General features: G+C 62.8%; 18 protein-coding genes. 2 read left to right on the top strand and 16 right to left on the bottom strand.

The features are described from left to right. From VGH41_RS01415 to VGH41_RS01460, 10 genes are all read right to left on the bottom strand, one after another. The coding region (locus VGH41_RS01415) for a molybdopterin cofactor-binding domain-containing protein (protein WP_331595515.1) at positions 1 to 3,488 on the bottom strand (3,488 nt) is incomplete at its 3' end. After that, positions 3,485 to 4,015, bottom strand: a complete 531-nt coding sequence (locus VGH41_RS01420) for a (2Fe-2S)-binding protein (protein WP_331595516.1) — start codon at positions 4,013 to 4,015, stop codon at positions 3,485 to 3,487. The genes VGH41_RS01415 and VGH41_RS01420, both read right to left, overlap by 4 nt. Before the next feature lie 31 nt (positions 4,016 to 4,046). Continuing rightward, a complete protein-coding gene (locus tag VGH41_RS01425) occupies positions 4,047 to 5,246 on the bottom strand; it encodes an amidohydrolase family protein (RefSeq protein WP_331595517.1) in 1,200 nt (399 codons plus the stop codon). A 77-nt stretch (positions 5,247 to 5,323) separates the two neighbouring features. Continuing rightward, positions 5,324 to 6,037: an ABC transporter ATP-binding protein gene (locus tag VGH41_RS01430; protein WP_331595518.1), complete on the bottom strand. Its 714-nt coding sequence runs from the start codon at positions 6,035 to 6,037 to the stop codon at positions 5,324 to 5,326. Beyond that, positions 6,034 to 6,843, bottom strand: a complete 810-nt coding sequence (locus tag VGH41_RS01435) for an ABC transporter ATP-binding protein (protein ID WP_331595519.1) — start codon at positions 6,841 to 6,843, stop codon at positions 6,034 to 6,036. The genes VGH41_RS01430 and VGH41_RS01435 overlap by 4 nt, the downstream gene beginning before the upstream one ends. Then, positions 6,840 to 8,813, bottom strand: coding sequence for an ABC transporter permease (locus tag VGH41_RS01440; RefSeq protein WP_331595520.1), 1,974 nt, complete (start codon positions 8,811 to 8,813; stop codon positions 6,840 to 6,842). The genes VGH41_RS01435 and VGH41_RS01440 overlap by 4 nt, the downstream gene beginning before the upstream one ends. Before the next feature lie 106 nt (positions 8,814 to 8,919). Next, positions 8,920 to 9,504, bottom strand: a complete 585-nt coding sequence (locus VGH41_RS01445) for an amino acid synthesis family protein (RefSeq protein WP_331595522.1) — start codon at positions 9,502 to 9,504, stop codon at positions 8,920 to 8,922. Positions 9,505 to 9,572: 68 nt separating this feature from the next. Beyond that, positions 9,573 to 10,163, bottom strand: a complete 591-nt coding sequence (locus VGH41_RS01450) for an amino acid synthesis family protein (protein ID WP_331595523.1) — start codon at positions 10,161 to 10,163, stop codon at positions 9,573 to 9,575. Then, complete coding sequence (locus VGH41_RS01455; RefSeq protein WP_331595525.1) at positions 10,139 to 11,110, bottom strand: UPF0280 family protein; 972 nt, start codon at positions 11,108 to 11,110, stop codon at positions 10,139 to 10,141. The genes VGH41_RS01450 and VGH41_RS01455 overlap by 25 nt, the downstream gene beginning before the upstream one ends. Before the next feature lie 5 nt (positions 11,111 to 11,115). Further along, on the bottom strand, positions 11,116 to 12,732 hold the full coding sequence (locus tag VGH41_RS01460; protein WP_331595526.1) for a 6-hydroxynicotinate reductase: 1,617 nt from the start codon (positions 12,730 to 12,732) through the stop codon (positions 11,116 to 11,118). Positions 12,733 to 13,060: 328 nt separating this feature from the next. Here VGH41_RS01460 and VGH41_RS01465 point away from each other — a divergent pair, with 328 nt between their 5' ends. Continuing rightward, positions 13,061 to 13,765: a TetR family transcriptional regulator gene (locus tag VGH41_RS01465; protein ID WP_331595528.1), complete on the top strand. Its 705-nt coding sequence runs from the start codon at positions 13,061 to 13,063 to the stop codon at positions 13,763 to 13,765. 73 nt (positions 13,766 to 13,838) lie between these two features. Here the strand turns inward: VGH41_RS01465 and VGH41_RS01470 are convergent, their stop codons facing one another. From VGH41_RS01470 to VGH41_RS01495, 6 genes are all read right to left on the bottom strand, one after another. Beyond that, positions 13,839 to 15,206, bottom strand: a complete 1,368-nt coding sequence (locus VGH41_RS01470; RefSeq protein WP_331595530.1) for an aromatic acid/H+ symport family MFS transporter — start codon at positions 15,204 to 15,206, stop codon at positions 13,839 to 13,841. A 203-nt stretch (positions 15,207 to 15,409) separates the two neighbouring features. Continuing rightward, entirely contained in the window at positions 15,410 to 15,799 is a 390-nt protein-coding gene (gene pcaC, locus VGH41_RS01475) for a 4-carboxymuconolactone decarboxylase (protein WP_331595532.1), read from the bottom strand. Beyond that, a complete protein-coding gene (gene pcaD / locus VGH41_RS01480) occupies positions 15,799 to 16,587 on the bottom strand; it encodes a 3-oxoadipate enol-lactonase (RefSeq protein WP_331595534.1) in 789 nt (262 codons plus the stop codon). Before pcaD ends, pcaC begins: the two co-directional genes overlap by 1 nt. Positions 16,588 to 16,591: 4 nt before the next feature. Continuing rightward, positions 16,592 to 17,971, bottom strand: coding sequence for a 3-carboxy-cis,cis-muconate cycloisomerase (locus tag VGH41_RS01485; RefSeq protein WP_331595536.1), 1,380 nt, complete (start codon positions 17,969 to 17,971; stop codon positions 16,592 to 16,594). A 112-nt stretch (positions 17,972 to 18,083) separates the two neighbouring features. Then, positions 18,084 to 18,743, bottom strand: a complete 660-nt coding sequence (locus VGH41_RS01490) for a 3-oxoacid CoA-transferase subunit B (protein WP_331595537.1) — start codon at positions 18,741 to 18,743, stop codon at positions 18,084 to 18,086. Between the two features lie 11 nt (positions 18,744 to 18,754). Continuing rightward, entirely contained in the window at positions 18,755 to 19,459 is a 705-nt protein-coding gene (locus VGH41_RS01495; protein WP_331595539.1) for a 3-oxoacid CoA-transferase subunit A, read from the bottom strand. A gap of 551 nt (positions 19,460 to 20,010) precedes the next feature. On the opposite strand from VGH41_RS01495, the gene VGH41_RS01500 reads away from it, so the two are divergent. Further along, positions 20,011 to 22,113, top strand: a complete 2,103-nt coding sequence (locus tag VGH41_RS01500) for a S8 family serine peptidase (RefSeq protein ID WP_331595540.1) — start codon at positions 20,011 to 20,013, stop codon at positions 22,111 to 22,113. Positions 22,114 to 22,164: the final 51 nt, after the last annotated feature.

Genomic DNA, 22,164 nt, shown 5'->3' on the forward strand with positions numbered 1-22,164 from the left:
GCGTCGTTGAAACTGTCGCGGTAAGCCGGCATCGTACCGAGTTCGGCCCGCGCAGGCGAGCCGATACCATCCAGAATCACGCGAATCAGGTTATCCGGCGCCACGCTATGCAGATTCGTGTTGAGCGCGAGCGACGGATGCGCGCCGAACAGCAGCGGCCCGCTGTCCATGTGATGACACGCCGCGCAGGCGCCGTCGAAAAGCCGCGCGCCAAGGCTCGAAGTCGTTGATGCGCTCATACTGGCCTGCTCATATTCGCGAGCGAGCGCCTGCGGATTCGCATTCGCTCCGACCGGATTGAGCGAGGCGAGATAGCTCGCCATGGCGCGGATATCGCTATCCGGCAGTGCAGTCAGTTCGCTGACGACGGGCGCCATCGGACCCGCCGCGACACCATGCAGCGGCGCATAACCGTGCCGCAGATAGCTGAACAGTTCGTCTTCGTTCCACGGCACAGGCGCGTTCGACAATGTGGTGAGTGCCGGTGCTTCCCAGCCCTCGGCCGTGCCGCCGCCCAGAAATGCGGCACCGGTTTTCTCGGCGCCAAAAGCATTGCGCGGTGTGTGACATGCGCTGCAATGACCGAGGCCGTTGACGAGATACGCACCGCGATTCCATTGCGCAGTTTGCGTCGCGTCCTGCGTGAACGTGTTGCGTTTCAGAAAGAGGCTATTCCACGCCGCCATCATGGGTCTAAGGTTGAACGGGAATGCCAGCTTCGTTTGCGGTGGACGCGAGCGTGCCGGCGTTTGCGACATCAGGTACGCATACAGCGCGTTGAGGTCGTCGTCGGAAACATTTTTAAAGGACGTGTACGGAAACGCGGGGTACAGGTGCCGTCCGTCGCGATGGATGCCCTCGCGCATGGCACGCGTGAACGCTTCGAGCGACCACGTACCGATTCCCGTCTCACCGTCCGGCGTGATGTTGGTGGTGTAGAGAGTGCCGAACGGCGTCTTGAGCGGCCGTCCACCGGCATTCGGCACACCGTTGCGCGCGGTATGGCAGACCGCGCAGTCGCCAAGCGAAGCGAGCAGCTTGCCGCGTGCGATCAGGTCCGGCGCGAACGCGCTCGCCAGCGGCGGCGTGATGGGCGCAATGGCTTGAGGTGCCAGCGAAACCGCACCTAGCCAACCTGCGGCACCGGCGGCCAGCGCGCCTAAGAACCCCACGCGCCAGCGCTTCTTCCTGCGCGCGGCGGCCTCATCCGCCTTTGCGTCAGCGAGTGCCGCGCGAATGACCTCAGGGGTGAACGGCGGTCTGCGAAAACGCACGCCGGTGGCATCGTAGAGCGCGTTGGCAATTGCCGCGGCGCCCGGCAGCGATGCGGATTCACCGGTGCCCATCGGCGGCTCTCCGTGGCGCGGCATCATCACGACTTCGATGACAGGCACCTCGCGGAACGTGAGGATCGGATAGGCGCCCCACTCCTGGCTCGTCACCGCGTTGCGCCCGAACGTCACGCGCTCTTTCAGCGCGCGGCTGGTCGCCTGGATCACGTTGCCGTGAATCTGATGCCGCACGCCATCCGGATTCACCATCGTGCCCGTGTCTTGCCCCACTACGACGCGCGTGACGGCCAGCTCGCCGCTCTTGCGGTTCACTTCAACATCCGCGACCCAGGCGGACCAGGCCGCGCCGAATCCAGGGAATTTGCTGTGCACATAACGGGCGTATGCAAAGCCGCGGCCACGCGCGACGTCGCCCTCCTGTTGCGCTTCTTTTAGCGCGCGGTTGCGCGGCTGCCAGTCTGCTTTAGCGGCTACCGCCTTGACCAGATCGACGGCACGCGGATCGGTCAGATGCTGCAGGCGAAATTCGACCGGATCGACTCCGGCTTGCGCGGCCAGTTCGTCGATGAACGATTCGTGTGCGAAGGTGTTGGGAAGCGCGGATACGCCACGCAACCACGACGCGCGGACAATCGGCGGTGTGTCGTCGCAGACGACCCGCATGGTTCGATAGTCGTACGGCGGCACCGCGGTCCGATCGCCCATTTCGAACACTTGCGGTTGCGGCGAGATCGTTCCGGTCAGCAAGAGCGCGAGCGTCGGCGCATCGTTCGAGGGGTAACGGGTCGTGAAATCGTAGCCGGTGAGTTGACCGTCGGCGCCTACCGCGCCGCGTACGTCCATCAATTGCGCTGCGCCTTTCGGCTCCCACGCGTGTTCGTCCTCGCGCGAGAGTTGCACACGCACCGGACTGCCCGTTGCGCGTGACAGCAAGGCGGCGTCGGCGGCCACGTCGTCCGCGCAGTTGCGGCCATAGCAGCCCGCTGCTTCCATACGCACGACGTCGATCTGCGCCTCGTCGAGCGACATCAGCAGCGCAAGATCGGCGCGTAGCGAATGCGGATTTTGCGTGCCGGACCAGACCTTGAGTGCGCCTTCGCGGTAATCGGCAACGGCACATGAAGGTCCGATCGAAGCGTGCATCTGAAACGGCCAGACGTAGGTGCTTTCGAGCGTGTTGGCGCTTTGCGCAAATGCGGCGTCGACGTCGCCGTCGATTACGAGATCACGACGCGTCGCCGGATTGGCGCGCAATGCCGCTTCCACTTCGGAGTTGCTTTCGAGCGGCGGCAAACCTTCCACTGTCTTCCACCGTACGCTGAGCCGCTTGACTGCCTGCTGCGCGATTTCCTCGCGCTCCGCAACAATACCCACGAAATCGCGGATCACCACAATCTTGACGATGCCAGGCAAATCGCCAAGCGAGTCCTCGTCGACATGCAGCAGACTGTTACCGATAAACTCGCCTTGCGCCACGCCCGCATACGGCGGACGGACGACGCGGCCATGCAGCATCCCCGGCACGCGAACGTCGTGCACGAAGGTCAGTTCGCCGGTCGCCTTGGCGGGAATATCGAGGCGCGGCGTGCTCTTGCCGACGATCCGGTACGCCTGCGGCGACTTCACGGGCGTCTCGGTCGAAAGCTCGAGTTCTATCCGCCGTCCGGCAATCAGCTCGCCGTAACCGATGCCGTGTGCACCATCTTCGCCATGGCGATGCACGATACCGTCGCGCACCTCCAGAGTTTCCACGTTCACACCGAGCCGTTGCGCCGCCTGCGCCACCAGGAACCGCCGCGCTTGTGCCGCAGCGAGACGCAACGGCACGGCCGACATCTGGATGGTTGCACTCGCAATCGTCGGCCCCTGATTCGGCACTTCGCTGGTGTGGCCGAGCACGATCGAGACGCGCGTGAGCGGCACGTCCAGTTCTTCTGCGACGATCTGCGCGAGCGCCGTGCCAATGCCCGTGCCCAGGTCGACGTGGCCGTTGAACGCGACCACGCTGCCGTCGCTGCGCACCACGAGGAACAGATCCGCCTCGGTCGGCACAAACGACGAGCGTGAACCCGGCTGACCCATCGCCGGTTTGGGCGGCGCCTGCGGCGGGCGCACTACTATCAGCACGTTGGCCGCGTCGAATAGCTGCTGTCGCGAGACAGCCTGACGATCGACGCCGACATCCGGCCCCGTCATGCGCGCTCTCCTTCACGCTGGGATCTCTGCGAGTCTTGATGTGCGTCCTTTTGCGCGGCTAGCAAATACGCCGCGCGCCGCACCGCGCGCAGAATCTCCACATGCGTGCCGCACCGGCACAAATTGCGCGACAGTTCGCGACGGATGGTCTCATCGTCCGGATGAGGATCGCGGTCAAGCAGCGCTTTCGCCGTCATGATCATGCCGTTCAAACAGTAGCCGCACTGCGCGGCCTGTTCTTCGATGAACGCCTGTTGCACCGGATGCAGGGCGACACGCGTACCCAGGCCTTCCAGCGTCGTGATCGCGCGGCCCTGTGCGACCTTTGCCGTGGTCACGCATGACCGGGTCGGCATACCGTCGAGCAGTACCGTACACGCGCCGCACTCGCCGAGACCGCATCCGAACTTCGGACCGTTGAGCGCGAGATCGTTGCGCAGCAGATAGAGCAGCGGCGTATCCGCGTCGGCGTTGACGACGTACGTCGCGCCGTTCACGGTGAGCGTCAGGTTCGCGGGGCGATTCATGGCCGCGGCGTCGGCGGTTCGTGGTGCGACTTCAGACGACCACCGGCACTTCGGTCGCAGGCGGCGTATTGCGGCTGCGCCGGCAGCGAATCAGCCCGTCGATCATCACCATGCCGACACCCGGCACATCGCCCAGTTGCACGCTTTCCAGCAGCGTGGCGCCGGCCGTATGCTGCGCGCGGTCCATGAACACCAGGTCAGCCGGACGTCCCACTTCGATCAAACCCTGGCGCAGATTGCGTTGCCGCGCGGTGTTTCCGGTCGCAAAGCAGAAAGCGATTTCAGCGGGAACGTCCGCGAGACTCGAGATCAAGGCAACCATCCGCAGGATGCCAAGCGGTTGCACACCCGAACCAGCGGGACTATCAGTGCCGAGGATGATGCGGTGCGGGCATTTGAGTTCGACTGCATGGCGCGCGGTCAGCAGTGCAATGCGTTCGTTGCCGTTGTGAACGATTTCCAGTGCACGCGTGGACTGTTCGCACAGGTCGCACACATGGCGATAAGGCAGCGACGTATGGCCGCCGTTGATATGACCGATCACGTCGGCATCCGCGGCCAGCACCACGTCCTTGTCGATCAGGCCTGAACCGGGAATCGACGGGCCGCCCGTGTGAATCGTGCTCTGAATGCCGTACTTGCGCGCCCACGCCACCATCTGACCCGCTTCTTCGCCGGCCTTCACGCTGCCGAGGCCCACTTCGCCGAGCAGTTTCACGCCTGCCTGCGCGAGTTCCCTGAAGTCTTCCTCCACCATGCCCTTTTCGATCACAGGTGCACCTGCCAGCACTTTGACCCCGCCGCCGACGCCCGCGCCACGCATGCCTTCGAATGAACGCTGCGCCGTGATTGCCAGCGCTTTCACGCCGATCACATCTTTCGGACGGCCAGGCAAATGAACTTCGCCGGCGGAGATCATGGTCGTCACACCGCCGTTCAGATTCGATTCGATCCAGCCCATCTGATTCTGGCGCGGCGTCCAGTCGCCGAATACCGGATGGACGTGTGAATCGATCAGACCAGGCGCCACTGCCGTGCGCTTGCAATCGATCGTCATGCGCGCGCCTTCGAGGTCGCAGTCTTTCTCCCTGCCGACGGCGACGATCACGCCATCGTCGATGACCAGCGTGTCCGCGTCGAGAATCGGTGCGTCGATATCGCCGGACAACAGCAGGCCGATGTTCGTCACCACGACCTTGCCCGACAACCCTGTCAACGTCTCTGCTGCCATCTGGCTTCTCCTTTCGCAACGACTACCGCATTCGTCACGTGCCGTGCATTTGCTCGACATATAACGCTTCGCAGGAATCAGACACTCAGATAAGCGCGCCTGACTGTTTCGTTCTTCGCGAGTTCGCCGATCGTGCCGCTAAAGCGGATCTGCCCTTTTTCGAGGACGTACGCGCGGTCGCTGACCAGCTCGGCGAAGTGCAGATTCTGTTCGGACAACAGGATCGACAGTCCTTCGCGCTTGAGTTCGAGAATCATGTTCGCCATCTGCTCGACGATCACCGGTGCCACGCCCTCGGACGGTTCATCCAGTAGCACCAGATACGGATTACCCATCAGCGTGCGCGACACGGTCAGCATCTGCTGCTCGCCGCCGCTCATCTGAGCGCCGGGGCGCCTCGGCATTTCGCCGAGATTGGGAAAGAGACGGAACAGCTTGTCCGGAGTCCATTGCGGCGCGTCGTCGCGCGGCGGCTGGCGTCCGGCGTCGAGGTTTTCCATGACCGTGAGGTCGGCGAACACGCGGCGATCTTCCGGCACGAAGCCCATGCCCATGCGTGCAATCCGGTAGGGCGGCAGCGTCGTGATGTCCGTGCCGCGAAACTGCACTTTGCCTTGACGGCGTGGCAATAGACCCATCACGGCTTTCATCGTCGTCGATTTACCGGCGCCGTTGCGGCCCATCAGCGCGACGACTTCACCGCGCCCCACTTCGAGTCCGACGTCGAACAGAATGTGCGCGCGGCCATAAAACGCATTGAGACCGGAGACCTTTAGCATCGGCTCGCTCATTGCACGGCTCCTTGATGACCCTTTGCGTCATCGCGACGATCCAGCGCCGCATGTGCCTGGAAAGTCTTGCCGGTGCCGAAATACACTTCCTGTACGCGGGCGTCGTTGCGAATCGTCTCCGCGCTGCCTTCGGCGATCAGCTTGCCCCGCGCCAGCACGATCAGGCGATCCGCGTAAGCGAAGACGACGTCCATGCTGTGCTCGGTGAACAGCACGCCGATGTTGTGCTCCGTGACAAGGCGCCTCGTCAGCGCCATCAGATCGTTGCGCTCTTTGGGCGCCATGCCTGCGGTGGGCTCATCCATCAACAGCAGTTTCGGGCGGTTGGCCAGCGCGATAGCCAGTTCGACGCGCTTCACGTCGCCGTAAGCGAGAACGCCGCAGGCACGATGCGCGTCGGCAGCCATGCCGACCTGTTCGAGCAGGCTCAAAGCTTCATCCGCATGCCACGATGCAGCGGGTTTCCACACTCCGAACAGTTTGCGTTCGCGCGAAACGAGGGCCATCTGCACGTTTTCGAGCACGGTCATCGAATTGAAGGTGGCGGCGATCTGGAACGTGCGGCCCACGCCGAGCCGCCAGATATCGCGTGGCCGCATACCGACGATTTCCTGATCGTCGAGACGGATCGAACCTGACGACGGCTTAAGTTGCCCATTGACCATGTTGAAGCAGGTGGATTTGCCGGCACCGTTCGGCCCGAGCAAAGCGAGCAATTGACCGGCTTCCAGATTGAACGAGACGTCATCGACCGCCTTCAGGCCGCCAAACGATTTTGACAAGCCGGATACGCGTAGCAAGCTCATAGGCCCTCCTTCATCGCAGCGGCTTGAGAGGGCGAAGCCGTGTTGGCAGGCTCCGATGCTGACGTTCCGTCTGGATGGCCGTTCTGCGCGCTTGCGTCGTCGTCGCCAAAGCGATCACGGATAAAACCCACGATGCCTTGAGGAAACGCCATCACCAGCAACAGGATGGTAAAGCCGAGCAGTGCCTGCCAGTAATCCGTTTGCCGCGCGACAGTATCCTGCAGCCAGGTGAACAGCGCCGCGCCGACAAGCGGACCGCCTAGCGTTTGCAAGCCGCCGAGCAGCACCATGACGAGGCCGTCCACGGAACGGCTTACGCTGATCACTTCCGGCGAAATGGTGCCCTTCGAAAATGCATACAGGGAGCCTGCCAGACCGCAAAAAATCGAAGCAATCACAAACGACGCCCATTGCACGCGCTTCACGTCAATGCCAACTGCCTCCGCGCGCAATACCGAATCACGCGAGGCGCGCATTGCATAGCCGAGCGGCGAGAACAGCATGCGGCGCAACAACCATACGCAGAGCGCGACGCACACCAGTGTCAGGTAGTAGTACGCCACCGGCGAGGACAGCCAGTTCGACGGCCATAAGCCGAGCACACCATTGCTGCCGCCCGTCACGTCGTCCCACTGAAACACGACGGACCAGACGATCTGCGCGAAGGCGAGCGTCAGCATGGCCAGATAGACGCCGGACAAGCGCACGCAAAACCAGCCGAACACCAGCGCGCCACCCAGTGCAAGCAACGGGCCCAGCAGCAAAGCGGCTTCCATCGGCAGATTGAGGACCTTGAGAAACAACGCGGCTCCATAAGCGCCCAGGCCGAAATAAGCGGCATGACCGAACGAATGCATGCCGCCCGGACCCATGATGAAGTGCAGGCTGGTGGCGAACAGCACTGCGATCAGGATTTCGACCAGCAGAATAGGCATATAAGGAAACGCATTAGCCGCTAAAGGCGCTAGCGCCAGCACCGCGAGCACGCTCGCCGTCAGCCATTTCAAACGCTTCCCCGCAGGGCGCAACGGCGCCTCCGGTGCGGCCATGCCGCGCACAGCCGCGCTCGCACGTCCGAGCAAACCCCACGGCCGCACGACGAGCACGACGGCCATCACGACGAACTCGGCCACCAGCGTAAAGCGGCTGAGCGAAAAGTCGATCCCGCCGATCGACACATGCCCGATGCCGATGCACAGCGCCTTGATCTCCGCGATCAGTAACGCAGCGATGAAGGCGCCTGGAATCGAGCCCATCCCTCCCACCACGACGACGACGAACGCATTGCCGATCGTCTCGAGATCGAGCGACAGATTCGCCGACATGCGCGGCCCCTGCAACGCGCCACCCAGTCCTGCGAGGAACGCGCCGACAAAAAACACACCGGTAAACAGCCACGCCTGATTGATGCCAAGCGCACCGAGCATTTCCCGATCCTGCGTTGCCGCGCGCACCAGCGTGCCCCAGCGCGTGCGCGTCAACGCATACCAGAGCAACAGCAGCACGAGCGGACCGATGACGATCAACGCGAGATCGTAAGTGGGCAGCGGATGGCCGAGCAGATTCACGGCGCCCGCCAGATGCGGCGCACGCGGCCCGAACAGGTCTTCCGGACCCCACAGCCAGAGCGCGGCGTCGCGGAAGATCAAGACCAGTGCGAAGGTGGCCAACAGATGAAACAGTTCAGGTGCCTGGTAGATGCGCCGCAATACGATCATTTCGACCAGCGCGCCGAGCACCGCCACCACCAGCGCGGCGGCCAGCACCGACAGCCAGAAACCGCCGGTGGTATGGCCAAAGCGGCTGGCGATGCTATACGCGACGTAAATGCCCAGCATATAGAACGAGCCGTGCGCAAAGTTGACGATGCGCGTCACGCCGAAGATCAACGACAGGCCGGCGGCGACGAGAAACAGCGTCGACGCGTCGGCGAGTCCATTGACCAGCTGTACCAGCAGATTCGAAAGCATCGTGACCCTTAGCGGCTTGCCAGCCTTCAAATGCGCAGCAGATGTGGTGCGCCAGACTGCAGGCGCAGTGCCTGCCTCAAGGCCAGCACACTACCAGCGAATTAAATCAGCGCAAACCGTCTTCGCCCTTGATTTCGCTGACCTGCAAGCCGCCGATGCGCGGCAATGGCCTGCCCGACGCGGTGACCGCCACCGCCACGACGATTTCGTTCGCCCGCGGCGCATCGGCCACACGTGCTTCGATGGCGTCGAAATGGCTGCGCACGAAAGCGGCATCCTTGTGGCCGAGCGGCACGTCGATCGCCGTCCCAAGCGTGCCCATCTTCTTGGCGGACGGCACCAGCGCCGCGCCTTTTTCCACTGCCATGCGTAACGGCGCGCCCAGCTTCGGATGGAGAATCGCCGCCGCGTGCTCCAGTTCGCCCGCTTCGCCCACAATCGCCGCCTTGCCGTAACTTTGCGCCTGAGCCGGTTCGATGCCCAGCGCCTCCACGCATTTCTTGCCCAGCAGCGCGCCGAGTTCCTCGCCCGCCTCGACCAGCGCCTCGAGTGTCGCTTCGTAGCGGCCGGCGTATGGATTGTCGATCACGGCCATCGCGACCGCACGGCGGGTGGGCGGCTCGATCGTCTGGCCCATCTCAATGCGTATTTCGTCTACCTGCACGACCAGCTTGCGAAGCTTGATTGCCATTTTGCTCTCCGTTAATGGGTACGCCTTGCCTACTGTCGTTCGCTTTGCGTTGCACCGTTGCTCAGGTCCTAACGCAAGCCGTCCTTGCCGACAATCGCCTCTTTCGCAAGACCGCCGACACGCGCATGCACCCGCTGTCCGGTGCTCATCACGAGGATATAGACGATTTCATTCGCGGCAGGAGCGCCCGGCACGCGCACCTCGATTGCGTCGAAATGGCTGCGCACGTAGCTTGCATTGACGTGAGTCAGCGGAACATCCAGCGCGGTGGATGGCGCGCCTACCTTTTTCGTCGAAGGCACGATTGCATTCGTCGGCACACCATTCTTCTCCAGCAATTCGCGCATGGCGTACCCACCCGGTACGTGCCACAGCGCACCGTGTTCGAGTTCACCGGCAGCGCCGACTATCGCGCCCTTGCCGTAGCTTTCGATTGCCGCGTGCGGAACAGCCATGGAGGCGAGAAGGCGCTGAGCAAGATCGACGCCGATCGGCTTGAGTGCTTCCATGGCATGCTCGATCTTCGCTTCGTAGCGGCCCGCAAACGGGTTCGTCATGACGGCGGCAATCGCGCCTTTTCGTAGCGGCTGCGCCGGCGGTGGACCAAACTCGTGAAAAATGTCTTCGACGTGCGTCAGCACGCGGCGTATTTCGAACACGGAGCCTCCATGGCGTGATGAGAGTCATGCGTGAGACGCGTACCGCTGTTTTGTCCGGGCAGCGTTTTATCCGATTCGTTCATACCGACGACCCGCGCGCTACTTTGCAGAAACAGCGCGGCGCCTTCGATCAGTCCTTGCACGCGCAACCGGTTTGCTTCGCGCACGCCGCAAGCAAGCGCGCGATCGATCAGCGCTTGCGGTAAGGGCGGCACGTCCACCGTCACCAACAGATCGCCGAGGTCGCTGTCGTCCTTGAGCGACGACGCCGGCCGACGCACCACGCCCGTGTGCTCAAGATTGACGGCGTTGGCAATCATCGTAGCGGCGGCGTCGGCCATGGCAGCATTGCGCGCCATTACCGTCACGCTGTCCGCGATGCCAAGACTGAAACTGCGGCCGCGCCAGCCGCTCGTCGCAATGCCGCGGACTGGCATGCTGGCGTCGAGTGACAGGTTCGCATCAAGCGGACGTCCACTGGCCAGGCGTGCGCCTTGCAATTTCGAAAGATCCGCAAACACCCCAATACGATACCGCTCGCGTTCGGTCAGATACAGCGCAATGTCGCCGCCATTATTGATGAAGGCGCGTGTGACGCCGGGACGCGCGAAAGCGCCAATCAGTTCGTCCGCGACGCTGCCCGCGACCGCAGCCATCGGCGTAATGTAGTGCGTGCGATATGGATAACACGCGTTCCACATGCGAGACGCAATATGACCTTTGCACAGGCGCTCGTTTGAATCCGCTGTCGCAGCGTGCGGCATGGGTTTTTTCAGTAACCGCAACTCCGCGACCAGTTCATCCAGCACACCGGCAAAACGCTGCCAGCACGCGTCATGTGCCTCTTTGACGGCTGTAGCATCGCCCTCGGCGCCGATGATCAGATCGATCGGGCCATGCTGCAGATGCCAGCGCGTTGCATCGAGTGGTGCGCGGGTCGCGGCCATGACGGTTACCCGAGCATCGGCGGCATGCCGGGCGGCCATGGGTTGTCCGGACGACGCTTCAACGTCCGGCGCGCCAACGGCGCACCTTCGCTATGCTCAGGTCCGTTCGCCAGCACGCGCTCTAGCGAACGCACCGCATCCAGATGACCGCCCAGATCGCGGTACACGTCGTAACGCATGGTGAATTCGATCGGCGCGACGATTGCGGGCGTAGGCACCGTGCCGAATGAACGATCAGGCATGCGCGTCACGTCGACCATCACCGTAATGCCGCCGCCCGGCCACACGTACGCGGGCGCGCCGCCGCAGGTGACGTTCACCAGCCGTTGCTTGATCGCGCGTGTCAGCAGTACCGGGTTTTCCGTGGCGCCGGCGCGCAAACTGCCGCCCGCGCCGCCGAGAAACAGCACAGTCGCGAGCGACGGTTCGCAGTTTTCGCCGATACGCTCCACGGTACGCCGCACGGCGTCGGGCATGTCCATCGCGCGGGGCACGAGATTGCCGTCCAGTTCGTACCATTGCGCATGCTCTCCGGTGGTCGACACCATCAGCAAACGCATGCCGGGCCGCGCGATGGCAGGATCGAAGCCCTCGACGATCGCCAACGGGTCCTGAATATCCGTGCCGCCCCAACCTGTGCCGGGATTGGCCACCTGAAAATAGCGGCCCGGTGTCGACTTGCGGCCGCGAATCTTCAGACCTGAGCGCGCCATGCCAAGACACCGGCCTGCCTGATGCTCGGTCAATACGCCGGTGATGTGGTCGTCAACCACGACGACTTCGTCGGCGTGCCCGAACCATTGTTTGGCAAAAATGCCGATCGTGGCCGAGCCGCAGCCTACCCGCATGCGCTGCTCTTCGACGCCATCCACGATGGGTGCCGCGCCCGCCCGGATCACCAGATTCGCGCCACCGTCGATACTCAGCTCAACGGCCTGCTTGTTGCCGAGCGCGAGCATCATGTCGCACGTCACCCGCCCTTCCTTCTTGCTGCCGCCGGTCAGATGATGCACACCGCCCAGGCTTAGCATCTGCGAGCCGTATTCGGCGGTCGTCACGTGTCCGACAAGCTCGCCCTGACAACGGACGTTCGATTGTTCCGGCCCAAGAAAGCGATCCGTGTCGATCTTTACCTTGAAGCTGCAGTAACTAAAGATGCCTTCGGTGACAACCGTGACCATGTCGACGTCGTCGAGCTTTGACGAAACGATAAACGGCGCGGGTTTGTAATCCGGATAAGTCGAGGATGCACCTACGCCCGTGACAAACAGCGCCTGATCCTGCGCCGCTGTCTGCGCGTTTTGCGGCACGTTTGACGATGCACCAAATTCGATCGCGGGTTCTTGCGCGTCTGCGTTTTCCGCGAGTAATGGTGCCGGCGACATGAAAATCACCGGGTCGACACGAATCAGCCGTCCATCCGCGTTTGCATAGCGGTCGCACGCACCGGTGCGGCCTGCGGAGATCTGACACAGCACAGGGCATGCATTGCATTCGATCTTGTTGGACGCCATCCGCTCGCTGCGCGGCGCCGCTTTTTCGAGCACGGTAGGACCGGGCGTCGAGGCGGTTTCGCCATCGACGCGATCTGCACCGAAATCGACCTTCGTATGTTCAGTCATGATGGGGTTCCATACGACGACATGACAAGCGGTCCTACCCGGCTGACGAAATAACCCTTGTTTCAAGGTATTTTCGTGTGACGCGCAACCTGCTGCATTTTGAAAAATGTTGCGGTCACTCACCGTTCGTGTAGTATCTGCTACACCAAACTTGCTTGAAATCTACTCGATCAAAATAGACTGCGCAACGTCTTTTCCCTGCCGTTCTTCATGTTGCAGCGCGCCAACCGTGACGCCGCAACTCGGTGCAGCGCGCGGTGGACTGGACGCATGCACCAGGCATCTGTATCAAGCACCAGAACTCTCGCGGAAAGATTCGAGGCCATCCATGAGTGCAACCGCCGCCCGCAAGACTGGCGCCATCGGAGTTCGCGCGAAACAGGCGCAGGATACGCGCGCGAAGATTCTTAAAGCTGCAATCAAGGTTTTTGCCAAGCAGGGCTATGCGAGCGGTCGCATCGAAAGCATTTCGAAGGCTGCGCGCTCGCACGACCGGATGATCTACTACTACTTCGGCAGCAAGGAACAGTTGTTCGTCGAGGTACTGGAGACCATCTATTCGCAGTTCAATGAAGCGGAAAGCCAACTCGCCCTGGACCTGGACGACCCCGTGCACGGTTTGCAGCAGATGGTGGAATTCGTTTGGCAGTACTACCTCGACCATCCGGAGTTCGTCACCCTGCTCTCCAGCGAAAATCTGCATCAGGGCAAGCACTCGAAGAAGTCGTCGAAACTGCGCGAGATTTCCGGGTACGCGATTTCAGTCGTGCAGCGGGTGCTGGATGCGGGCAAGGCGAAAGGCGTGTTTCGCAACAGCGTGCAGGCGCGCGATGTGTACATCATGATTGCATCGCTTGGATATTTTTATAACGCCAATCAGTACACGCTTGGCGCGTTTCTCGGCGAGCCGCTGATGGACAAGGCGGCGCTCGCGCATTGGTGCAAGGTTATCAAGGACACGGTGTTGCGGGCGGTGTTACTGCACGTGCCGGTGGAGGAAACCGGCACCGTGCGCGAGAGTACGGTTGCGTAGATCTGGCGGTGCTTTAAGTTGCCTCAGGTTGCTTCAGATTGCTTCAGGTCGCCCTACGTTAACCTAACCGGCTTTAAGCCGCTTTGCGCGGCAAGACCTGATCCGCTGCCCGATGCGCAGCCGCGCGCTTGACCAGCAGCGCGCCCGCCGCAATCAGCGAGGGAACGGCAAGCAGCGCGAAAATCGTGCTGAAGCCGATATTGGCCTGCAACAGCAGCCCGCCGGAAAACGCCCCCAGAATCCCGCCGAAGCGCCCAACCCCCAGCATCCACGCCACGCCCGTCGCGCGGCCGCTGGTGGGGTAAAACGCCGCAGCGAGCGTGGGTAGCGACGATTGCGCGCCGTTCATGCAAACGCCTGCCACGAACGTGATGGCCGCGAGCCACACCAGGCTGCCTGATTGCTGCCCCACCATCCATACGAACAAGCCGGTCAACACGTAGGTAATGGCAATCACACGATGCGGCTCGAAGCGGTCCATCAACCAGCCCACGGTAATCGACCCCACTCCGCCGCCGAACGGAAACAGCGCGGTTACGAGCGCGGCCTGCCGTACGGTAAAACCCGTGTCGCGAATCAAGGTCGGCAGCCAGCTCGTCAGCAGGTAGTACACCAGCAGCCCGGAGAAATAGGTGATCCACAGCATGATCGTGCCGGTCCTGAAACGCGACGACAGTACGACCGAGCCGCCGCTCTGACGCTGCACGTCCGGATCTTCGGGCAACACGAAGCGCACGTTATCGAAGGATTCACCGGGCGCGATACGCCGCAGCACGGCTGCGATGCGCCCGGCCGACCAGCCGCGCAACACCATGAAGCGAATCGATTCAGGCAGTGCGATCAGCACAAAGCCGAGCACGATAGGCATCACGCCGCCCGCCACGAATACGCTGCGCCAGCCGTATTGCGGAATCAGCGCGGCCGCGACCAGACCACCTGCCGAGGCACCCACCGTAAAGCCGCAAAACATCGTATTGACGAGAAACGAGCGCTTGCGCGCCGGCGCGTATTCGGAGGTGAGCGTGGTGGCGTTGGGCATGGCTGCGCCAAGACCGATGCCCGTCAGCAGCCGCAACACGGCAAGCTCCGCCACCGAACCCGCCAAGGCGCAGGCAATGCTCAGCACGCCGAATATCATCACTGAGCCGACCAGCACTTTCTTGCGGCCAATGCGGTCCGCAAGCGGACCCGCTGCCAATGCGCCAATTGCGAGGCCGACCAGCGCCGCGCTCATCACCGGGCCGAGGGCTGCTTTGGTGGCGTGCCATTCCTGCGACAACGAGGGCGCGACAAAGCCGATCGCAGCGGTGTCGAAGCCGTCCGTGGCAACGATCAGGAAGCAAAGTACGAGCACGAACCATTGATACGGCGAGAAGCGCCGTTCGTCGATGAACTGCTGCACGTCGAGCGTGCGCGGTGTGCCAAACACGGTGCCGGTCATGGCTGTCTCCTCATCTGAACGCACAACGTGCCGCATGCGCGTCCTGCTTCTTTTGGCGGGCGCTGCGGTCGTCGACACCAGAGCGCGCTCTTTGTAGTTCTGGTTTGCTGCGGTTGCTGATTGCGGTCAGCTAGTGCGAATGACACACGGCGCTCAGGCGCGACATGCGGCACGTGATAGCACGCTGCATGTCCCGCTTCACATCACGCCTTGGCGGCGTCATCCTCGCGGAACAGCTTGTCAGCCAGATGGAAGGCCGAATTCGCAGCAGGCACGCCGCAATAGATTGCGGTTTGCATCAGCACTTCCTTGATTTCGTCGCGCGTCACACCGTTGTTCTTGGCGGCTCGCAGATGCAACGCAAGTTCTTCGCTGCGATTGAGCGCAACCATCAGACCGATCGTCAGCAGACTGCGCGTGTGACGCGGCAAGCCTTCGCGCGTCCAGATTTCTCCCCACGCATAGCGGGTGATGAAATTCTGAAATTCTTCGGTGAAATCGGTGCGGTTTGCGAGTGAGCGGTCTACGTGTGCATCGCCCAGCACCGAACGGCGCCGCTTCAGTCCTGCTTCATAACGTTCATCGTCGTTCATTACTGCTCCGTCAGGAAGTCGAGCACGGTCTTCGTAAACGTATCGGCCTGCTCGATGTTGGAGATATGCGAGGCGTCCAGTTCGACGTAACGCGCGCCGGGAATCGCCGCCGCCAGTTCCTTGCCTTGCGCCGGGGTCGCGGCCAGATCATGCGTGCCCGCGATCACCAGCGCAGGCACCTTGATGCCGGGTGCTTCGGGACGCAGGTCCGCCGCGTCGATCGCCTCGCAATTGCAGGCGTAACCTTCCTTGTCCGTGTGTACGAAGACATCGCGGATCACGGAGAAGATCAGCGGCTCGCGGGCAATGAATTCAGCGGTGAACCAGCGCGGCAAGACCGCGTCGGCCAGCGCAAGCATGCCCTCCTTGCGCGCCCGTTGCGCACGCGGCACCCATACTTCCGGCGAGCCAATGCGCGCCGCCGTATTCGACAGCACCACGCGTTCGAGCCGGTTCGCATGACGTGCCGCCAATGCGACGCCGGTTAAGCCGCCCATCGACAGGCCGCAGAAATTCGCCCTGGCGATCTTCAGCGTGTCCATCAGGCCCAGCACGTCGCCGGCCAGTTGTTCGATGGTGTACGGACCCTTCGGTGCTTCCGAATGACCGTGGCCGCGTGTGTCATAGCGCAGCACGCGGAAATGTCTGGACAATGCAGCGACTTGCGGCGCCCACATCGACATGTCGCTGCCGAGCGAATTCGACAGCACGATCCACGGCGCATTGCCGTGCCGGTCGCCGTCGATCCGGTAGTGAAGCTCGATGCCGTTGACTGCGGCGTAAGGCATTGCGTTACTCCTGAGAGGTCGCGCGGTTCGCGCGCGCACTGTGAAGAGCCAGCACCGCGTCGACATACGCGTGTGCCTGGCCGACGTATTGAGCCGGGTCGAGCAGGCGCTGCAATTGTTCGACCGACAGATATTGCGTGACCCTGCTGTCTGCGGCGAGCACCTCGAAAAGTGTCTTGCCCGATTGCACCGCCGCCTTCGACGCGCGTTCCACCAGATGATGCGCGTCGAGCCGGCCGATGCTGTCACCCAGTGCAAGCATCACCGATTCGCCGAGAATCAGGCCGTGCGTCACGTCGAGATTGGCCGCGAGACGCGCGACGTTGACGTCCAGTCCACTGACGATCTGCTCGATATTGACGAGCGCGCCGCCGGCCAGACGCGCGAGATCGGGCAACGCGTCCCACTCGGCCTGCCAGCCGCCGAGCGCGCGTTCATGCTCCTGCACCATGCCGGCGAACACCGTTGCGACAAGACCGGGGGCGCGAGTCGCCGCGCTCAGCACGGCCGCGCAACCCACGGGATTGCGTTTGTGCGGCATGGTGGACGAGCCGCCCTTGCCCGCCGCAGCCGGTTCGGCAAGCTCGCCGATTTCCGTTTGCATCTGCAGCGAGACGTCGCGCGCAATCTTGCCGAGCGTGCCGATCAGCATGCCGAACAGCGCCGCCGTTTCCGCCATGCGGTCACGTTGCGTATGCCACGGCAACGCGGGCACAGCGAGCTTCAGTTCCTTGCCTAACGACTGCGTGACGGCGGCAGCGGCATCGCGCAGGCTCGCCAGCGTGCCGGCCGCGCCGCCGAACTGCAGGACCAGCACGCGTTCGCGCAAGGTATCGAGCCGTTCATGATGACGCAGCAGCGCGTCGAGCCATTGCGCGAATTTCAGCCCCAGTGTGATGGGCAAAGCCTGCTGCAACCAGGTGCGGCCGATCATCGGCGTGGCCCGATGGCTGCGCGCGAGCGCAGCGAGCGCCGTGCAGGTGGATTGCAAATGACGCTCGAGCAGATCGAACGTGTCGCGCAGTTGCAGGACGGTCGCGGTATCGATGATGTCCTGGCTGGTTGCACCCCAGTGGACGTATTTCGACGCTTCCGCATCCGCCGCTTTCACGCGCGCGGTCAGTTGCCTGACGAGGGGAATCGCGAGATTGCCGCCGAGCGCGGCATCGCGTGCGAGGGCTTCGGCGTCGAGCTGATCGGCCTGACAAGCCGCTTCGATCGCGGCCACCGCCGACTGCGGAATGACGTTGTGCGCGGCCGAAGCGCGCGCGAGTGCCGCTTCGACATCCAGCATGCTTTGCAGCGTCACGCGCGGCGACCAGATGTCGTTCATTGGCTGCGTGCCGCAGAGGAGACCGGTCAGACGGGCGCTGGCTTCGAGCATGATGGAATTGATGGAATCGGCAAGACGGAAAGGAAGACCTCGCTGGCGCGGCTCGCGCGCAAAGCGGCGGGCGCGGCGTTGGACACCATTGTCTCCAAACGCCGCGCAAAGGTCACGCGGCGCGTGCGGTCTGCGTGCCGTCGATCAGCGGCACGCCGGTCAGTTTGTGCAGTGCGTCGAAATCGATGTCCGAGAAGATCTCGCGCACCACGAGGCCGTCCGCAGTGACATCGATCATGGCGAGGTCGGTATAGATGCGGTCGACGCAAGCCACGCCCGTGACCGGGTAGGTGCATTCTGCCGCGATCTTGCTTTCGCCCTGCTTGGTCAAATGCTCCATCATTACGTAGACCTGCTTAGCGCCGATCGCCAGATCCATTGCGCCGCCCACCGCCGGAATCGCGTCGGGCGCGCCGGTGTGCCAGTTCGCGAGGTCGCCGCTGGTGGAAACCTGGAACGCGCCGAGTACGCAGAAGTCCAGATGGCCGCCGCGCATCATTGCGAAGGAATCGGCGTGGTGGAAGAAAGCGCCGCCCGTCAGCAGCGTGACGTGCTGCTTGCCGGCGTTGATCAGTTCGTCGTCTTCCTCGCCTTTCGTGGGCGCCGGGCCCATGCCGAGCAGGCCGTTTTCGCTGTGCAGGAAGATTTCCTTGTCCGCAGCGAGGTGGTTGGCTACGAGGGTCGGCACACCAATGCCGAGGTTGACAAAAGCGCCTTCAGGAATGTCCTGGGCGACGCGCCTCGCCATTTCATCGCGGGTCAGTTTTTTCATCTCAGGTCTCCTCAGGCAGCAGTCGCGGATGCAAGCTCGGCTTCATGCGTGGCTTGCGGCACTTCGATCACACGTTGCACGAAAATGCCCGGCGTGACGATATTTTCCGGGTCCAGTGCGCCGAGCGGCACCACTTTCGACACCTGCGCAATGGCGGTTTTCGCCGCACTCGCCATGATCGGGCCAAAGTTGCGCGCCGTCTTGCGATAAACCAGATTGCCCCAACGATCGCCCTTGAACGCCTTGATGAGCGCGAAGTCGGCGTGCAACGGCGACTCCAGCACGTAATGCCGGCCGTCGATCAGGCGGGTTTCCTTGCCTTCGGCCAGCTTCGTGCCGTACGCGGTAGGCGTGAAGAACCCGCCGATGCCCGCGCCCGCTGCCCGAATGCGCTCGGCCAGATTGCCCTGCGGCACGAGTTCGAGCTCGATTTCACCGGCGCGATACAGCGCGTCGAACACGTACGAATCGGTCTGGCGCGGAAACGAGCAGATGATCTTGCGCACGCGCCTGGCTTTCAGCAAAGCCGCCAGGCCGATATCGCCATTGCCGGCATTGTTGTTGACGATGGTGAGCTCGCGCGCGCCCTGTTCAATGAGTGCGTCGATCAGCTCGGAGGGCATGCCGGCCGTGCCGAAGCCGCCGATCATGACGGTCGCGCCGTCGTGCACATCGGCCACGGCCGACTGAAGTGACTCGAAAATCTTGTTGATCATGTCGAATTCCCTTTGGGACGCTTTGCACCGCGCCGCTCGGGCCGCAGCGGCCAGCCTGGCTGGCGAGCCGCGTGGAACGACACGCGGGACGGTCTCCACGTCCTTGTCATGGCGCGCAAACCCGATCCGGTCACACGCAATTTGTTCGCTATATGAACAGTGATTCGTTTAGCGAACGCACCGACGCATTATGAAAGCCGCCCGTTCCGCTTGTCAAGGCGGGGCTATCCATAATCCGCCTTTCTGGGGACGCGTGCAGCGGCGGGATAAGGACAATCTCACGGCCCAGGTAAAAGTTCCGATCAATTCGAAGAGAGATCCGCTTTTTTATCTCGAACAAGATAATTAAGATCCTCCTCTGGCGAACAACCGTGCGCCGTAGAGCGCGCGCGGCCTTTGCGAGAGCAACAGCGGGAACGTCACGATTGACACCGGCGCTCGACCAGATTCGTTAATCAGTCATCTTAAATAAACGGCGCGTGCAGGAGCATCTCGCTCACATGCATAGCGGCAGAACATTTCGACCAGCCATCAGGGAGATAGCGAACACAATGACCACGCACAAACATAACAACAGGCGCCCTGGACCGAACGGTTCGAAAGCGCGCGAATCTCGCCGCGCCCTTGCGGGCGCGGGCGGCCTTTCGCTGGCCTTGGCCCTCACCCTGGCCGCTTGCGGCGGCACCAATGGCAACGACACGGGTTCCGCAGCCACACCGACTGCCCAGAGTACCGCGAGCGTCGCGGCCGCGGCGAGCGCGGCCAGTTCGAGCACCGTGTCAATGCAAACTGCGTTGATGATGAACACGAGCAGCCTGACACCGGACGCAACCGTCGACCGCTTCATCATCAAGTACAAGAATGGCACCGCCGAGCGTGGCGCCACCTCGGCAGTCCAGTCGAAGCTGAACCAGCTGAGCAGTGCTTTCCCTGCACGGGCGCGCCATTTTCGCCGCATGGGTATTGGCGCCGACGTCGTGACGACGGAGCGCAAACTCAACGCAAAGGAAGCGAAGGCGTTCATGCGCGCCATCGCGTCGGACCCGAACGTCGAATACGTCGAGCCCGACTCGGAGATGTCCGGAACAACGGCGCCCAACGACCCGGACTATGGCATGCAGTGGGGTTTAACCTCGAACCGGACGCCCGGCAACAACATGGTGGGGATACGGGCAGAGGGCGCCTGGGACATGGCCAACGGCGCAGGGTCGGTGATTGCGATAGTCGATAACGGCGTAACCAGCCATAGCGACCTGAATGCGAACGTCTTGCCCGGATACGATTTCACGCCGGGCAATCGGGGTGGTAACGGCACGAACCCCGGTATCACGACCGAGACGTGTCCCGTGATATGGCACGGCACGCACGTCGCCGGTATTGCGGCCGCGCTCACCAATAACGGCGTGGGTATCGCCGGGGTCGCTCCGTCCGCCAGGGTGGTACCGGTCCGGGTATTGAATGCGTGTGCACGCGGATATACATCCGACATTGCCGACGGCATCACGTGGGCAGCCGGAGGGACGATTCCGGGCGTGCCCGCCAATGCCAATCCGGCAAAGGTCATCAACGTGAGTCTCGGCGGGCTCGGTGCCTGTGAAAAGACCTTCCAGAACGCCATCGACTTCGCGACCAGTCAGGGCGCCCTCGTGGTGGCGGCCGCCGGCAACAATGCCGGCAACGCCTCGAACTTCGAGCCCGCAAACTGCCGCAACGTCATCAACGTGGGCGGCACCCATCGCCTCGGTTTGCAGTGGGTCGACTCGAATGCGGGGGCGGCGGTGGATATTGCCGCCCCCGCAGACGCGATCTGGTCCACCTACAACAACGGAACCACCGCGCCTGGCGGCGAGGGGTACACGTACATGTCCGGGACGTCGATGGCCGCGCCGATGGTGAGCGGGGTTGCCGCGCTCATCCAGTCCGTTGCGCCCTCCAGGCTGACTCCCGCAGAACTGCGAACCCTGCTTACCCAGAATGTGCAACCGTTCGCAAACCGTCAGCCTGATCAATCGCTCGGCTCCGGCATCCTCGATGCAACCGCCGCTGTCACCGCAGCCAGGTCTGGGAAGATTCCCGCAGCCGCGGACTTCACGTGCTCGGAAGCGACCGTGGTGATGCAGGTGACATGCACGGACCTGTCCAGCGCGCGTGGCGCTCCCATCAAGTCGTGGGCGTGGAACTTCGGCACCGGGGGTCCCGACATGGTGCGCACGCAGTCCGTCACCCCCTGGACGAACTACGAGTATCCCGGCACGTATGACATCACCTTCGCCGTGACCGACAGCACCGGCGCAGTCAGCAAGGTGACGCGACCGTTTCGGGTCCTGCCGCCCACCTTGACGGACCTGAGCCCCAATACGCCGCAGACGATCTCGGCGAAAAACGGCGAGATGCAGAACTACGATCTGGTGGTGCCCGCGGGCGTCAAAAGCTTGACGTTCAGCCTGGCACCGGCGAGCGCCAGCCAGACGGCCATACTGGACATCAGAGCGGGCACGCCGTCCCCGCTGCATCCTGATTGCGAGTCCATCATGGTAAGAGGCGCGGCCGCCACCTGCACACTGTCCAATCCGGTGGCGGGAACCTATTACGCCATCGTGAGCGCCAACACGAAACTGAGTGGCGTATCTCTTCTGGCCAGCTACGAGCAATAGGCTCGTCATGCAAGAATGGCGCCCCTATCTCGCTTCTACTGACAGGGGCGC

The sequence above is a fragment of the Paraburkholderia sp. genome, from assembly GCF_036488795.1.
Lineage (GTDB): Bacteria > Pseudomonadota > Gammaproteobacteria > Burkholderiales > Burkholderiaceae > Paraburkholderia.